The 15,651-nt window shown below is 57.5% G+C and carries 11 protein-coding genes; 6 read left to right on the top strand and 5 right to left on the bottom strand.

Annotated elements, in window-relative coordinates:
• The first annotated feature begins 26 nt into the window (after nucleotides 1-26).
• Both WJM78_RS05010 and WJM78_RS05005 read left to right on the top strand, forming a co-directional pair.
• Nucleotides 27-851, top strand: a complete 825-nt coding sequence (locus WJM78_RS05010) for a hypothetical protein (protein WP_339014175.1) — start codon at nucleotides 27-29, stop codon at nucleotides 849-851.
• A 284-nt stretch (nucleotides 852-1,135) separates the two neighbouring features.
• Complete coding sequence (locus WJM78_RS05005) at nucleotides 1,136-1,648, top strand: hypothetical protein (RefSeq protein ID WP_339014173.1); 513 nt, start codon at nucleotides 1,136-1,138, stop codon at nucleotides 1,646-1,648.
• Nucleotides 1,649-1,741: 93 nt separating this feature from the next.
• Here WJM78_RS05005 and WJM78_RS05000 read toward each other — a convergent pair whose 3' ends face one another.
• From WJM78_RS05000 to WJM78_RS04990, 3 genes are all read right to left on the bottom strand, one after another.
• Nucleotides 1,742-4,177, bottom strand: a complete 2,436-nt coding sequence (locus tag WJM78_RS05000) for a YgiQ family radical SAM protein (protein ID WP_339014171.1) — start codon at nucleotides 4,175-4,177, stop codon at nucleotides 1,742-1,744.
• A 173-nt stretch (nucleotides 4,178-4,350) separates the two neighbouring features.
• A complete protein-coding gene (locus WJM78_RS04995) occupies nucleotides 4,351-7,467 on the bottom strand; it encodes an efflux RND transporter permease subunit (protein WP_339014170.1) in 3,117 nt (1,038 codons plus the stop codon).
• On the bottom strand, nucleotides 7,467-8,516 hold the full coding sequence (locus WJM78_RS04990) for an efflux RND transporter periplasmic adaptor subunit (protein WP_287145770.1): 1,050 nt from the start codon (nucleotides 8,514-8,516) through the stop codon (nucleotides 7,467-7,469). The genes WJM78_RS04995 and WJM78_RS04990 overlap by 1 nt, the downstream gene beginning before the upstream one ends.
• Nucleotides 8,517-8,714: 198 nt before the next feature.
• Between WJM78_RS04990 and WJM78_RS04985 the strand changes: the two genes are divergently transcribed.
• Nucleotides 8,715-10,256 carry a sensor domain-containing diguanylate cyclase gene (locus tag WJM78_RS04985; RefSeq protein WP_287145769.1) on the top strand — a complete coding sequence of 514 codons (1,542 nt, stop codon included), beginning with the start codon at nucleotides 8,715-8,717 and terminating at the stop codon, nucleotides 10,254-10,256.
• A 46-nt stretch (nucleotides 10,257-10,302) separates the two neighbouring features.
• On the top strand, nucleotides 10,303-11,172 hold the full coding sequence (locus WJM78_RS04980; RefSeq protein WP_042038277.1) for a patatin-like phospholipase family protein: 870 nt from the start codon (nucleotides 10,303-10,305) through the stop codon (nucleotides 11,170-11,172).
• A 286-nt stretch (nucleotides 11,173-11,458) separates the two neighbouring features.
• Here the strand turns inward: WJM78_RS04980 and WJM78_RS04975 are convergent, their stop codons facing one another.
• Nucleotides 11,459-12,820, bottom strand: coding sequence for a sodium-dependent transporter (locus tag WJM78_RS04975; protein ID WP_339014166.1), 1,362 nt, complete (start codon nucleotides 12,818-12,820; stop codon nucleotides 11,459-11,461).
• A gap of 204 nt (nucleotides 12,821-13,024) precedes the next feature.
• Entirely contained in the window at nucleotides 13,025-13,291 is a 267-nt protein-coding gene (locus tag WJM78_RS04970) for a helix-turn-helix domain-containing protein (protein WP_005298604.1), read from the bottom strand.
• Nucleotides 13,292-13,550: 259 nt separating this feature from the next.
• Between WJM78_RS04970 and WJM78_RS04965 the strand changes: the two genes are divergently transcribed.
• Both WJM78_RS04965 and ompA read left to right on the top strand, forming a co-directional pair.
• Nucleotides 13,551-14,147 carry a hypothetical protein gene (locus tag WJM78_RS04965; RefSeq protein WP_287145767.1) on the top strand — a complete coding sequence of 199 codons (597 nt, stop codon included), beginning with the start codon at nucleotides 13,551-13,553 and terminating at the stop codon, nucleotides 14,145-14,147.
• Nucleotides 14,148-14,454: 307 nt separating this feature from the next.
• Nucleotides 14,455-15,477: a porin OmpA gene (gene ompA / locus WJM78_RS04960; protein WP_339014162.1), complete on the top strand. Its 1,023-nt coding sequence runs from the start codon at nucleotides 14,455-14,457 to the stop codon at nucleotides 15,475-15,477.
• Nucleotides 15,478-15,651: the final 174 nt, after the last annotated feature.

Here is a 15,651-nt window from a genome sequence, read left to right as displayed (position 1 = left end):
ACTAACCTTAGATACACACATACATTATGAAAAGTATAATTAAAGCAAGCTTGATTATTTCTATATCATTGTTCGGGGTAAGCGGTTGTAGTGCATTCAAAATATACGACAATATCCGAAGCCCAGAAGCACTTGGAAGTTATTATCAAGATGACAAGACCAAAAGCTTTGCTTGGAACGTCGGTGCATATGCAGGCTACCCATGGGTCCTAAGCGATCATACATATGACAAATCTATCGATATGATGGTTAACTCGACTTCATATGCAATGAATCTAACGTCAGATCTTGGGAGCGCCCTTGCAGGGGGGGCACTAGGGTTGGGTGCTGGGTTTATTGGAGGACTGACGGAAGGCTATCCACTAAAGCCATCTGAAGTGTGGACTGCAAAGCTTGAAAATGGTGAGACATATAATCAGAGTCGCGTAATCGAACGCTTCATTATCAATAATTTCAAAGTCAGACCTGTTGAGCCCGATGACACGCCCAAGATTAAGCTAAGACTGGGAATGATTGATATCAATAAAATCACTTGTGTGGAGAACAAACCTTACCAGTATACCCACGAATGTACGCTGCCAGGCGTGAGCTACTCCACTATTTATATCACTGCAGCCCGCCCTGCGACGGGAGAAGAATTTGGAAAAATCCTCAATCTCAAGCCTGGCAGATATGGAGTTTTTTTAACCAGAAATGAGTCGGATTTGATCCAAAAAGATGATGCTCCAGATGTCTATTTTGATATGAAGGACGGTGTTTATAAGTCAGGCAAGAACACACTACCCTTGATCAGCCCGCGTGAAGATGGTAAGCGGTTAGTGCTTATCGATGGCAAAGCTGAATTATTGTAACTCAGCATCATATAGAAATCCCTACGCACCTGAACAGATTAAATATTGAGAGCTGTAACACTGCCAATAAAGATTAGTTATTGCGGTAAACATTGGACTTAATTTCGTTCAGCATCAACATACAACTATTATCCCAACATAAGAGGCTAGCCATCTCTCATGTAAGTGAGGTGTGACAGCGGTTATTAATACGTTAAGTTTTAATAGACCTATAGGATTTATCCATGATCAGAAAGGTGGGTGTCCCAGATTTCTGCTACCAGCATTTTTTAAGGAGATTTATAATGCGTTTCGTTTCATTAATATTTTTAGCAATTACTCTGCCTGCCTCTGCAGCAAAATATATAGAATTGGAAGGTGGTGTGACCACGATTGTTGATAAAACCCCAGAGAAATTATTTCATCAAAAATATGCTGCTGGCCGAGCACATTATGTCATAGAAATAAATAAAGATAAGAATGGATGGTGGTTATCTAATGGTAAAATTCGATACGAAAAACAGTTCGAAAAAGAGCGACACTATGAGGCTACATATGTATGTGGCAATGCTTTGAATAAAGGTTACTTAAATAATGAATACAGAACTGTTATGGATAACATGCATTCACCAGAAAGAGTTAGAATACATGTTGGAAAAAGCCTTGGAATAGCATTTAAAAATATAAATCTAGATAAAATAAAAGTTGGGACGCAAGCCACGGGCATAGAATTACACGCTGTCCCAGGCAAATCTAACTCATCTGTTTACTCAGACCTAGTCGTTACAAAAATAAGTGATGAAAACCCTTGTGAGTAAACATTGTTAATAAATTTACAGGTACGATTACTTTAAATAAAAAGGCGACCATCCGGTCGCCTTTTTATTTCTATCGCTTTCCAATCAGAAAACTCACCGAGCCGGTCGCTTGGCACCATTCCCTTTCGCCGCAGGTTTGCCGCCTTGAGACGCGGGTTTGGCACCCGGCTTGGCGGAGCCTGCGCGGGTCGGAGCCTTGCCCTTGTGAGCGGGTTTCCCCTGCCCTGCCGGTTTAGCATCTGGAGCGGCGGGCTTGCCGTTGCCAGCCCCTTTTTGCAACTGGCCACCCACAGGTTTGCCATTGCCCGCCTTGCCGCCATGTTTGCTGATCGCCGGGGCATGACCTGCGCCAGCCTCACTGCGGGCGGCACTGTTGCCACGTCCGTTGCTCTGGCCCGCTGCCTTGTTGCCAGCACCGTTGCCGCGCTGATGGGCAATGTTACTGTGGCGCGTCAGGGCCGGTTTCAGCCCCTTGCTGCGACTGCGCTCGGCCTTGGCTTCGCCACGGCCTTCCGGCGGCACCAGGCAGTTGGGACCGTTGCCGATCAGGTGGCCCTTGCCCATTTCCAGCAGGGCTTCGCGGATCATGGGCCAGCCGGCCGGATCATGATAGCGCAGCAGCGCCTTGTGCAAGCGGCGGCGACGCTCGCCCTTGACCACGAACACGTCCCCGCCCTGGCGGCTCACCTTGTTGAGGGGGTTTTTCTCGGTGTAATACATGGTGGTGGCGTTGGCGAGCGGCGACGGGTAGAAGTTCTGCACCTGATCGAGCTTGAAGCTGTTGGTCTTGACCCAGAGCGCCATGTTCACCATGTCTTCATCCGTGGTGCCCGGGTGGGCCGAGATGAAGTAGGGGATCAGGTACTGCTGCTTGCCCGCCTCTTTGGAATACTTGTCGAACAGATCCTTGAAGCTGTAGTAGCTGCCCATGCCCGGCTTCATCATCTTGGAGAGCGGGCCCTCCTCGGTGTGCTCGGGGGCAATTTTCAGGTAGCCGCCGACGTGGTGCTTGGCCAGCTCGCGGATGTAGCGGGGATCTTCCACCGCTATGTCGTAACGCACCCCGGAGGCGATCAGGATTTTCTTGATGCCCTTCACATCCCGCGCCTTGCGATAGAGGCTGATGGTCGGGGTATGGTCGGTATCCATGTGCGGGCAGATGGTCGGCCAGACGCAGGAGGCACGGCGACAGGTCTGCTCGGCCCTGGGGCTCTTGCAGCGCAGCTTGTACATGTTGGCAGTGGGGCCGCCCAGATCCGAGATGACGCCGGTAAAGCCCGGCACCTTGTCGCGGATCTCTTCGATCTCTTTGATGATCGACTCTTCCGAGCGGCTCTGGATGATGCGCCCCTCGTGCTCTGTGATGGAGCAGAAGGAGCAGCCGCCGAAGCAGCCACGCATGATGTTGACCGAGGTCTTGATCATCTCGTAGGCCGGGATCTTCTCCTTGCCATAAGCCGGGTGCGGCACCCGCTGATAGGGCAGGCCAAACACGCCGTCCATCTCGTCGGTTTCCAGCGGGAAGGCAGGCGGGTTGACCCAGACGATGCGATCGCCGTGGGCCTGGGAGAGCGCACGGGCGCAGCCCGGGTTGGTCTCGTGGTGCAGGATGCGCGACGCATGGGCGTAGAGCACCTTGTCTTCCTTCACCCGCTCGAACGCCGGCAGCTTCACATAGGTTTTTTCCCACGGCTTCTGCTTGGGTGGCTGCACCAATACCGGCTTGGCTTCTTGCTCCACCGGCGCCGTGCCTTCGTCATCCGAGCAGGGCGCCCCTTCCATATAGGGGTTCATGATGGGGTCGATGCGGCCGATCTGATCCAGCTTGCTCGAATCCACCCCGCGCCACTCGGGCAGCGGCTCCTTGCGGATCACCGCGGTGCCGCGAATGTCCTGCATGGTGTCGATGGTCTCGCCATTGGCGATGCGGTGTGCCACTTCGATGAGCGGCCGCTCGGCGTTGCCATAAATGAGGATGTCGGCCTTGGCATCGAGCAGGATGGAGCGGCGGATAGTCTCGGACCAGTAGTCGTAGTGGGCGATGCGGCGCAGGGACGCCTCTATGCCGCCGATGACCACCGGCACTTCCTTGAAGGCTTCTTTACAGCGCTGGGTGTAGACCAGGGTGGCGCGGTCGGGCCGCTTGCCGCCTATGTCTCCCGGGGTGTAAGCGTCGTCGTGGCGCAGCTTCTTGTCGGAGGTATAGCGGTTGATCATGGAGTCCATGTTGCCCGCCGTCACCCCGTAGAAGAGGTTCGGCTTGCCCAGGCGCATAAAGTCATCCTTCGATGACCAGTCCGGCTGGGCGATGATGCCGACCCGAAAACCCTGGGATTCCAGCATGCGGCCAATCACCGCCATGCCGAAACTCGGGTGATCCACATAGGCGTCACCGGTCACCAGGACTATGTCACAGCTGTCCCAGCCGAGCTTGTCCATCTCCGCACGGGACATGGGCAGGAAAGGCGCAGTGCCGTAGCACTCGGCCCAATAGCGGGGATAGGAGAAAAGGTGGGTAACCGGCTGCATTTTGAACACCTGGAACAATTCGGGTCGCGCATTATACCGGCAGAGCGAAGCGGGGGCGATGGCTTTTTGCCCCTATAGATCCCACGGAATAGCGCGGCCACTGGTAATAGCAAGGGCGCCCGCAGGCGCCCTTGTGATGATGAGGCTGACAACTGGCCCCTGTTGGATTCAAGTCAGGGCGCCGGGGAGTGTGACTCCCCTGCCCCCTTGGCGGCCAGCGCCTCGTCTACCTGTTGATCCCGCGCACCGGTCATACCGGCTTTGCGCGCCAGCAGATGGTAGATGGCAGGCACCACCAGCAAGGTCACCAGCGTCGCCAAAGAGAGGCCGAAGAAGACCACGGTACCCACTGCCATCCGGCTCTCGTAGCCCGCCCCCATGGAGAGCATCAGTGGCACCGCGCCGATAATGGCCGTGAGCGAGGTCATCAGGATAGGGCGCAGGCGGCGCACCGAGCCTTTGATTATCGCCTCCTCGAACCCTTCGCCACGCTGGCGCAACTGGTTGATGAACTCAACGATGAGGATGCCATTCTTGGTCACCATGCCGATCAGCATGATCATGCCGATCTGGCTGTAGATGCTCATCTCCTGCCCCGTCAACCAGAGACCGAGCAGACCGCCGAAGATGCCAAGCGGCACAGTCACCATCACCACCGCCGGGGTCAGCATGCTCTCGAACTGGGCCACCAGCACCAGATAGACCACCAGCAGGGCCAACGCGAATATCATCACCATCTCGCCCTGGTTATCGCGATAGTCCTTGGACTCACCGGCGTAATCCACCGTCATGCCGCTCGGCAAGTTGGCGTCAGCCCAGCCATCGAGAAAATTGAGGGCTTCGCCGAGAGTGTGATCAGGATGCACATCCGCCGTCAGGGTGATCGCCTTCTGCCGCTGGTAGTGGTTAAGGCGGTTTGCCGTCGCCACCTGCTTGACGGTGGCCAGGGTGGAGAGACTCACCATCTCGCCACTGGCGGCCTTGAGGTAGATGAGGCTGAGATCCGAGACGCCATTGAACTCGGTCTGGTTGCCGCGCAGGTAGACGTCATACTCCTCCCCCCTGTCCACATAGGTGGTCTTGCTCACCCCGCCCAGCATCGCCTGCAAGGTGCTGGCAACGGTGGAGACCGGAATGCCGAGCTGGCTGGCGCTGTCGCGATTGATGGTCACCTGCAGCTCGGGGGTCTTCTCGGCATAGTCGAGATCCGGGCTCAGCATCAGACCGCTGGCCTGCGCCGCTTTCTGCAGCGCCAGCCCCTGTTGATACAGCTCGGCATAGTCATTGCCCTGCAGCACGAACTGCACCGGCGCGGTGGAGCCCCCCCGGAAACCGGGCTGGAAGGTGCGGATCATCACGTCGGGAATGCCGACCAGTTTGGCGCCCAGCGAGCGGGAGAATTCGGTGGCGGTGACATCACGCTCGGCCCAGTCGGAGAGCTGGATGATCACCATGCCGGTCTGGTCGCCGCCACGGCCAAAGGCGGGGGTACTGAAGCTCATGGCCTGCACCACGCCATCCCCCAGCATCGGCATGATGGCGGCTTCCACCTGCTGCATGTTGCGCTTCATCCGCTCTATGCTGGTTCCCTCAGCCCCCTTGACGAAAACGAACACCACACCGCGATCCTCGGTGGGGGTGAGGCTGTTGGGCAGCAGGCTGAACAGGGCGCCGATGCCGCCAAGACAGAGCAGCAGCACCAGTGGCACCCAGCGGGAGTGGCGCAGCACTTGCGCCAGCCATGCGCGGTAGTGCAGTTCGACCCAGCCAAGGCCTCGGTCGAGGGCGGCGGTCAGCCGGTTCGGCCGATCGAGCGGGCGCATCAGCCAGGAGCCCATGGCGGGCGTGAGAGTGAGCGCCACCAGCGAGGAGCAGAGCACCGCGAGCGAGAGTAATATGGCAAATTCGGTAAAGAGCCGCCCCACCATGCCATCCATAAAGGCGATGGGGACGAACACCATCACCAGCACGGCGGTGGTGGCGATCACCGCAAAGCCCACCTCGCGGGTGCCGTGCCAGGCGGCAAGCAGCGGTGGCTCGCCCCGTTGCAGATGATGGTGGATGTTCTCCACCACCACGATGGCGTCATCCACCACCAGACCGATGGCGAGGATCAGCGCCAGCAAGGTGATGAGGTTGATAGAAAAGCCGAGATACCAGGCGCCGATGAAGGCTGAGATGAGCGACACAGGCACGGTAATGGCCGGGATCAGGGTGGTGCGCCCCTGCCCGAGGAACAGGTATAGCACCGCCACCACCAGCACGGCACAGATGGCCAGGGTCATGTAGACCTCGTCGATGGCCTGCTTGATGAAAATGGTGGAGTCGTAATCGACCTCGAGCACAGCCCCTTGTGGCAGGAAGCGCTGCATCTCGACGATCTTCCTCTCGATCCCCTGCGCCACCGCCAGCGGATTGGCGGTGGACTGGGCCACTATGCCTATCCCCAGACTCTCGCGGCCGTTGCGCTGATAGGCGCTGTCTTCGTTCTTGGCCCCTACCTCCACGTCGGCGATATCCGCCAAGTAGATGCTCTGGCCGTTGGCGGCGGTGCGGATCTGCAACTGGCGGAAATCATCTGCGGTGTGATAGAGACGGGCGATCTGCACCGACATGGTCATGGAGTTGTTGCGGATCTCGCCGCCCGGCAGTTCGATGTTCTCCCGCTTGAGGGCCTCCTGCACGTCCGTCACTGTGATACCACGGGCCGCCATGTCTGCAGGACGCAGCCGCACATACATCACCCGGGTCAGGTCGCCGGAGAGCATCACCTCGCTCACCCCGTCCGCCAGACTCAGAGGATCGACCAGCACCCGGTTGGCGTAATCGGTCATGGCGGTGCGATCCATCTGGCTGCTACTGAAGTTGAGCCAGATCGCCACGTCGCCGTTGCCGTTGTCCTTGGTGACCATAGGTTCATCCACACCATCCGGCAGCCTGGGGCGGGCGCGGGAGATGGCGTCACGCACATCCGAGGTGCCCTCCACCATGTTCCAGCCGAGCTTGAACTCCACTGTGATGACGGAGCGCCCCTTGCGAGTCACCGAGTTGATGTTCTTGATGCCGCTGATGCCGGAGAGCTGATCCTCGATGGGCTTGGTGACCTGGCTCTCCATGACGGCTGGCGCCGCCCCCTCATAGGTGGTGGAGATGGAGACGGACGGCGTCTGCACGTCCGGCATCTCCCGCACCGTCAGCTTGCTGAAGGCCACCAGACCGAACACGGTCAGCAAAGCACTCACTACCACGGCCACCAGCGGGCGACGTACAGAGATATCGGAGAGCCACATCAGCCTTTTACCTCCGCCAGATCGTTCACGCTGACGCCGTCACGCAGATTGACCAGCCCCTCAACCGCGATGCGATCGCCGACCTTCAGGCCCTCGGTAACCCACACCTCCTCGCCATGGGTATCCCCCAGCACCACGGGCACCCGCTTGACCAGGCCATCAGGCTCGAGGCGATAGACGAAGCGCAGCTCGCCGGCATACTCCACCGACTGGGCCGGGATCAGGGTCATCTTCTGGGGCGGCAGGGAGAGCTCCAGGTTGAGCAGCATGCCGGGCCGCAATTGACCGTCGGGATTGGGGATGATGACGCGCGCCTTGATGTTCTGGGTATCGTTGGAGACACGGCTGTCCAGGGTCTCCAGCACGCCACGAAACGCTTGATCCGGCCAGGCCGAGCTGGTTGCCGTCACCGCCATGCCGGGACGCAGCTGGGAGAGATAGCGCTCGGGCACCGCCAGATCGAGCCGCAGCTTGGCCAACTCATCGAGATGAAGCAGGGTATCACCGCTGTTGACCAGGGCCCCTTCACTGAGATCAATCAGGCTGACGGTGCCGTTGAAGGGGGCCAGCAGGGTGCGCAGCGACAACTCGTATTTGGCCGCATCGGCACGGGCCTGGGCCTGGGCCACTATGGCCTCCTGCCCTTCCAGCTCGGAGGTGGTGATGGCACCGCGCGCCACCAGCCGGCGCATATCCCGCAGCTTGCGGGCCTCATCGCGCACGCTGGCGTTCTGCTCCGCAAGCTCCGCCTGCTGCTTGCCCGCATCCAGCGCTATCAGGGTATCGCCCTGCTTGACCAGCTGACCGGAACGCACCGCTATCTTGACGATGCGACCGGTCACCTCGGGGCTTATCACCACGGAGCGGTTGGCGGCCAGCTTGCCCACCAGCTTGATGGTGGGTTCGGCCAGGCTCTGCTTGACGGTTTCGGTGCGGATATTGACCTGTCTGGCCGGCGCTTTGGGGGCCGGTTCGGTGTGACGCAGCGCCCAGACACCGGCAACCACGATAAAGAGAAGGCCCGAGCCGAGCCAGATACGCATTTTCATCGAACAATCCATGAAGAGTGAAAGGGTAAATCCAGATTGGGTCCATTTTAGCCACAGACTATGCCGTGACTATGTATAAATGTGACAAAACGTAACAGGAAGGCGATGAGATCACTGCATTTTTTGCGGTTCTATTTTTTTTCCGGCTACCTCGCTTACACTAACGACAGTTTCCTTTGTAACGCCAGATAGCTGCCTATGCTCAATGTGTCCGACGCCCGATTTCCCACACGCCTTACTTGGCTGCTTTTCGCTCTGGTCATCCTGCTGATTGGTTTGACCTTGCGGCAAAACCTGAAACAGATAGAGAGCCTCTACCTGAGCGACACCCTCAATAGTGCTATTCACCTTCAGGATCAGTTCCAGAGGACCGACACCTTTCTCGAAGCGATGCGCGGTCAGGCCGAAGAGCGGCTGCGCAGCGACCCTCAATCGGCGCTGACCCGCCAGCTCTACAGCTATATCCAACAACTGCCGGATCAGGGACTGGTACTCGACAAGCTCCCCGCCGACCTGCCTGCGGGGCTGGCAGGCAACCTCACCGGGGAAGGCCCATTACCTCCCCCCGGCAGTGAGCGGGAGGCGCGATTTCATCTGGCGCTGAGTCTCTCCCCCTTGCTGGCCACCGCCAGCCAGCGCCTTGGTGAGGAGATCGCCTGGGTCTACTTTACCGGTGTGGACAACTTCATCTACCTCTACCCATGGATCCCCTCCAGCCAGTTCCGCTTTAGCCGCAGCATCTATGAGAAGCACTACTGGCAGGATGCGCTGATGTCACCCAACCCCACACAGGACACCATTCTCTCCCGCCCTTACGAAGATTTCGCCGGACTTGGCACCATGGTCACCATGTCCCAACCTCTTTACAAAGACGGGTCGCTGGTGGGGATGATTAGCATGGATATTCTGCTCTCACGCCTGCAACTGCAACTCGATCGGCTGACGCCCGCGCTGGGACAGTATCTGCTTCTCAACCAGTACCATCAGGTGCTGGCCAGCAGTACGAAGGAACCGCGAATCCCCCAGGATCTTGCTCCAACCGTACAGTACCAGTGGCGAGAGGGGGCATTGCAACTGACGCTAGCTGTCCCCGATACCCCCTTGCTGCTGGTGCACAGCGTCACTCTGCTGCCGCTGGCATGGACCCTTGCCTACCAGTCCGCTCCAACCCTGCTCGCCATCCTTTTCTTACTGCTGGCGGCCCTCTCCAACCTGAGGTCCCATCGCCTCAACCAGCGGCTCAACTATCTCTCCTGTCATGATGCCCTCACCGGTGCCTTCAACCGCCACTATCTGGTCCTGCTGGAGCAAACTGGCAGCCTGGCGCGGCTCCGGCCGGGCATGCTGATGTTCGACGCGGATCACTTCAAACGGGTTAACGACAACTTCGGCCATGCCGTTGGCGATATCGTGCTGATCCGGCTGGTACAAATCTGCCAGCAGCAACTCGGCCCATCAGACCGCCTGGTCCGCTGGGGCGGTGAGGAGTTCCTGCTACTGATCGGCCACAGCGACGTATCCCGTCTCGGCGAACTGGCGGAACAGATCAGGATCGCGGTCGCCGACCACGACTGGGCCACCATCGAACCTGAGCTGGCTGTCACCATCAGCCTCGGCTATTACCCCCACGAGGAGAGCATCCAGCTCCATGAAGCGGTGCGCCGCGCCGACATGGCGCTTTATCAGGCCAAGGCCAACGGACGCAACCGCAGTGAAAGATGGTTGGGTGACGCCTCCTGACTTGCGAGGTAAGCTGGTCACCCAACCCCTTTTTTGGAGGAAAGTTGTGCCACGTAAACCCCGCGTAGGGCTCGCTCTCGGGAGCGGCGCCGCCAGAGGATGGGCACACATTGGTGTCATCCGTGCCCTTGATCGCCTCGGCGTCAAACCAGATCTGGTAGCAGGTTGCTCAATCGGCAGTTTCGTCGGCGCCGCCTATGCTGCAGGCAAGCTGGACAAGCTCGAGTCCTGGGTTCGCGGCTTCAGCCGGCTGCAAGTCGTCGGCCTGCTCGATCCCGCCCTCTCCGGCGGCCTGTTTCGCGGTGAGAAGGTATTTGGTCTCGCCGCCAGCCATCTGGGGGATCCCGATCTCGAGAACCTGCCCATCCCCTTCGCCTGCATCGCCACCGAACTCGACACCGGCCGCGAGATCTGGCTGCAACGGGGCTCGCTACGCCAGGCAGTGCGCGCCTCCTGTGGCATGCCGGGGATCCTCACTCCAACCAGGGTCAACGACCGCTGGCTGGTAGATGGCGCCGTGGTCAACCCGGTTCCCATCTCGCTGGCCCGCGCCATGGGCGCAGAGGTAGTGATTGCGGTTAACCTCAACAACGACATGCACCAGCCCTGGACCGACGGACCGGATCAACCGGGTGGCGGCGGCTTGCTCAGTCAGTGGCTTAATCGCGGCGAATCGGCACCGGCAACTCCCGGCCTGTGGAGCGTGATGAGCGGCTCTATCAACATCATGCAGGAACGGATCACCCGCGCCCGAATGGCGGGGGACCCGCCTGAAATCCAGCTTTGTCCACGCCTTGGCAGCTTCTCCATCATGGATTTTCATCGTGCCAGCGATGCCATCAACGAGGGGGAGGCCTGTGTCGAACGCAACCTCGATCAGCTCAAGGAGGAGCTGGGCCGCCTCGGGTTGCTGTAACCCTCCCCCAATCGCACCAAACAAAAAAGAGCGCCTTGCAGCGTAACGCCTGTCAGTTAAGCACTTTTGTGACTGAATATTCAAAATGTTGAATAACAGGAACGGTACCATGGTTAACGCGTCAATGTGGCTGACACCTTTGCCCTGATGGGCATCCAATAAAAAGAGGGAGGCTTTATGCCTCCCTCACTCTTTGGCCCTTATACCTCGCGGGCTGAGACTCACTTTCTCTTAACTGACTGGCATTAGCTTTGCCGCGCTCTTTTTCTATGACAAAACAGCGGGCTTAGAACAGCCCCAGCCCTTTGAGCATCACGATCAGGATCAACAGCGGCGATACGTAACGAATGATGAAGAACAGTGGTTTGAGGATCGGCAGAGCCAGCTCGCCGCCATTGGTCAGAGCATCGCGCATCTTCTCCTCACCCCATACCCAGCCCACAAACAGGCAGAGGAAGATACCGCCCAGCGGCATCAGGATGTTGGAGGAGAGGTAGTCAAACAGATCGAAGAAGGTCTTGCCCGCAATCTGCACATCCGCCAGCGAGCTGTTGGAGAGCGCACAAGTGGAACCCACAGCACCCAGTACCAGCAGGTTGATCAGGGTCGCCTTGGGGCGGCTCATCTTGAAGCGCTCAGAGAGCACCGAGACCGGCACTTCCAGAATGGAGAGCATGGCACCGGTGGCCGCAATAGCTGACAGTACAAAGAAGAGCACCATGAAAACATGGCCAAACGGGATACTGGCAAACACTGCCGGAATGGTGATGAACAGCAGGGAGGGGCCGGCCGAGGGCTCGAACCCGAAGGCAAACACGGCTGGGAAGATGGCGATCCCCGCCAGCATGGAGACAAACAGATCGGCGCACATCACCCGGAAGGTGGTGAGCGGAATGTTCTGATCATCCCGGAAGTAGCTGCCATAGGTCATCATGCAACCCATACCGATGGAGAGCTTGAAGAAGGCCAGCCCCATGGCGGTCAGTACCACGGCCCCGGTGATCTTGGAGAAATCTGGCGAGAAGAGGAAGGCGAGACCTTCGCTCGCCCCCGGCAGAGTCAGACTGCGGATACCGATCACCAGCAGCAGGATAAAGAGCACCGGCATCAGCTTCTTGGTGACAGCTTCGATCCCCTTGGAAACCCCCATCAGCAGTATGCCCCCCATCAGCGCCAACACCAGCCATTGCCAGAGCAGGCTCTGCAGCGGGTTGGTGATGAGCGCATTGAAGGCAGCCCCCGTGATCGCAGGGTCGGTCGACAGTATCTCGCCGCTGATGGCCTTGAAGATATAGGCGAACACCCAGGCCGCCACTTCGGAATAGAAGGACATGATGAGGAAGGCGGCGACCACTCCCATCACGGCAATCAGCCACCAGGGTTGCCCCTTGGGGCTCAGTTTGCTCAGGGTAGTCACCGCATCGGCCTTACCCTTGCGGCCCAGCATGATCTCGGAAATCATCACCGGCAATCCCACCAACAGGGTGGCAATCACATAGACCAGCAGAAAACCGGCGCCGCCGTTTTCACCCGTCAGATAGGGAAATTTCCAGATATTGCCCAGCCCGACGGCAGAGCCCAGGGTGGCGGCAAGCACACCAAATTTACTGGTAAAGCCATCTCTGACCTGGGGAATGGTTTGACTCATACTTGTCTCACTGTGCGCATCACGCGAAGGATAATACTGATTTTATAGCAGGAATTTTCTGAGGATTAATCCGGCTTGCCAAGATATTTTCGTTAAAATCCCGGACGAAGGCACAATTAGCCAAATTTAATTAACTGAAGTGGTTATTAGATGGATAAAAAAATGCCGCCTCAATGGCGGCATTTTTGTCAAAGCCCAAATAAATCAAGCCTTGGCAATATCGTCCGGACCGATCTGGCCAATTTCGGCGACTTTCTTGTCAGCCAGCAGCCAGAGGGTGAACTTGTGCAGCTCCGGGTGATGCGCCAGTGCCACCAGGAAGGCGCCACCAACTTCACGATAACCCAGTTCATAGTTCTTCAGGGTGGTAGGGGGAACACCCAGCAGATCGGCAAACTTGGGACGGCTCAAACCGACCGCTTCACGGATCTGACGGATCTTTTTACCAACAGTTACGATATTTGAATTCATATTGTTCAATACTCCGTACGGCGGATTAACTCCACCTTTATTTTTCGCGACGACTCGTAGTCAAGTGTATCAGTTTTGAACGGACTCGTTATGGTCGAGCCTCTATCTTTAATCAGCGTCTTTCGACGACAACCCTTGCAAACATTGGGGATGGTAATCGCTCAACCGCCTCAGGTAAACAGTCTCGAAAAGAAACCTTTATTGTTGCAACAGAAATAACTCGTATAATCCGCTAGCTATCCCTAAAGAGTAGGAACTCATGGCACTCCCCGGCATAATCTCCTGTTTACACCCAGTTTCAACACCCGCAGACCTCACCCGCCAGTTGATGCAAGGCCAGCAGACACGCGCCGAAGCCTTCTGGTTACCTGCGGCCATGCATGATCAGGCGGCAGCGATTTTGACCGCGCTCAATGACAAAAGCAGCCTGTTTCTCGAACAGCCCGTGCCCGGCCTGACCCTGCGCAGTCACGATGGAGTCTTGCAAGAAGACGGACATCTGCTGCTCGGTAATGGCCACAGCCTTGCCCTTGCCAACGAGCAGGGTGACGGGGGTCTGGTGCCTGAAAGCGGGCTCGCCGAGATGGCGCTCTGGCTGGAGGCGGGTCACCGCCACTTTCGCTGTTCAGCTGCGGTTCAGCCCGTGGCGCGGGCCATCCTCAACATCTGGCCCCTCGACCCCTACCTCGCCCGTCATTTTTTGCTCAGCTTCACACCCTTACTGTGCGAAGCAACCGAGGCCGATTATCTGGCGGTATTCCAGGCGAGGGTATCTCCCTCTATGGCGCAATCCGACTGGGTTCAGGCCTATATTAAACTCGAAAAGAAGCTGCACAGAGCCTATTTGGATCACTAATTAATTCGGATAAACAGCCAGTTATCCACGCGACACAATTTGCCATATGTATTATGTGTGAGCTTGATCATGTTTTGAAATCGGCATAGAGTGCGCCACGTCATCGGAATGACGTCGGCTGTTCGTGAAGGGTGAAGGCATTGCTTACGCTGCTACCCGCTCGCTTGTGCACCAGGAATGTGTGCCTCCCGGATGGAACCGGGATCCCTGCCAGACTCAACGCTGTTGTTCGGCAGAGCCTGCAGCTTACATAAATTAAAAAGTGCGAAGCACGTGAACAACGTGCCATCTCTACGAGGATTTTTTTATGATGAAAATGGCCCCTTCCTTGATCGCCATCGCTATGGCTACCATGGGTGCAACTGCAGCTCACGCCGCTGACGACATCTACTTCGGTGCCGGTGTCGGTGCTGCCCACTTCAACGGTCTGAACAAGATCGAGGGTGTGACTCATGGCGAAGAAAACGCTGCAGCTGCCAACGCCTTCGTTGGTTACAACTTCACCGAGAACTTTGGTGCCGAGCTGGGTTACCTTTACGCTGGCCGTGGCAATACCAACGGTACTTCCTATGAAACCCAGGGTGGCATCCTGTCCGGGATTGCTCGTCTGCCGGTGGGTGGCGACTTCTCCCTGTTCGCCGAAGGTGGCGCCTACTGGGCACATACCGATGGTATGGACACCAGCAGCACCCGAGTCTCCCCGCTGGCAGGTCTGGGTCTGACCTATAAGATCAATGACGCTCTGGATCTGCAGGCTCGCTACCGCTACATGTGGGACGTGGCTGACCTGAACACTGATAGCGGCATCAACCACAAAGGTAACCAGTCCGTTGGTACTCTGGAAGTTGTATACCACCCGTTCCGTACTTCCTACGTAGCGCCGGCTCCGGCTCCGATTGTTGAAGAAGCTCCGGCTCCTGCCCCACAGGTTGTTGAGAAGAACTTCGCCCTGAACTCCGACGTGCTGTTTGCCTTTGGCAAATCCACTCTGAAGCCGGAAGGTGTTGCCGCGCTGAATACCCTGTATCAGCAGATCGTCGACGTGCAGCCGAGAGATGGCAGCGCCGTGGTCGTCGGCTTTACAGACCGTATCGGTTCTGAAGCACACAACCTGAAGCTGTCCGAAGCCCGCGCCCGTACCGTTGCTGACTTCCTGGTGAGCAAGGGTATGGCTGCCGGCAAGGTCACCATCGAAGGTCGTGGCACCGCCAACCCGGTCACTGGCGCCCAGTGCGACGGCATCAAGGCCAGAGCACAGCTGATCGCCTGCCTGGCACCGGATCGTCGCGTAGAAGTTCGCATCTCTGGCGTAAAAGAAGTTCAGAAATAATCTGACTCTGTTCAGATGATGCGAAAAGGGGATGCCACGGCATCCCCTTTTGTTTTCCCGCTTTCCATTGATTAATAGTGAATGCAGCAAGACGCGACACTGTCTGTCAAACCGTCTCCCCCGCCACACGCCCTGCTTGTTCGCTCAAACCCGCACAAGTGCTGGATACCTGTA

Source organism: Aeromonas popoffii (genome assembly GCF_037818705.1).
GTDB classification, from domain to species: Bacteria; Pseudomonadota; Gammaproteobacteria; order Enterobacterales; family Aeromonadaceae; genus Aeromonas; species Aeromonas popoffii.
This window is presented reverse-complemented; position numbering and strand designations above follow the sequence as displayed.

Excerpts from the sequence above, each read along its gene's own strand:
- WJM78_RS05010 (WP_339014175.1), top strand. The coding sequence starts at position 27 with ATGAAAAGTATAATTAAAGCAAGCTTGATTATTTCTATATCATTGTTC.
- WJM78_RS05005 (WP_339014173.1), top strand. The coding sequence starts at position 1,136 with ATGCGTTTCGTTTCATTAATATTTTTAGCAATTACTCTGCCTGCCTCT.
- WJM78_RS05000 (WP_339014171.1), bottom strand. The coding sequence starts at position 4,177 with ATGCAGCCGGTTACCCACCTTTTCTCCTATCCCCGCTATTGGGCCGAG.
- WJM78_RS04995 (WP_339014170.1), bottom strand. The coding sequence starts at position 7,467 with ATGTGGCTCTCCGATATCTCTGTACGTCGCCCGCTGGTGGCCGTGGTA.
- WJM78_RS04990 (WP_287145770.1), bottom strand. The coding sequence starts at position 8,516 with ATGAAAATGCGTATCTGGCTCGGCTCGGGCCTTCTCTTTATCGTGGTT.
- WJM78_RS04985 (WP_287145769.1), top strand. The coding sequence starts at position 8,715 with ATGCTCAATGTGTCCGACGCCCGATTTCCCACACGCCTTACTTGGCTG.
- WJM78_RS04975 (WP_339014166.1), bottom strand. The coding sequence starts at position 12,820 with ATGAGTCAAACCATTCCCCAGGTCAGAGATGGCTTTACCAGTAAATTT.
- WJM78_RS04970 (WP_005298604.1), bottom strand. The coding sequence starts at position 13,291 with ATGAATTCAAATATCGTAACTGTTGGTAAAAAGATCCGTCAGATCCGT.
- WJM78_RS04965 (WP_287145767.1), top strand. The coding sequence starts at position 13,551 with ATGGCACTCCCCGGCATAATCTCCTGTTTACACCCAGTTTCAACACCC.
- ompA (WP_339014162.1), top strand. The coding sequence starts at position 14,455 with ATGATGAAAATGGCCCCTTCCTTGATCGCCATCGCTATGGCTACCATG.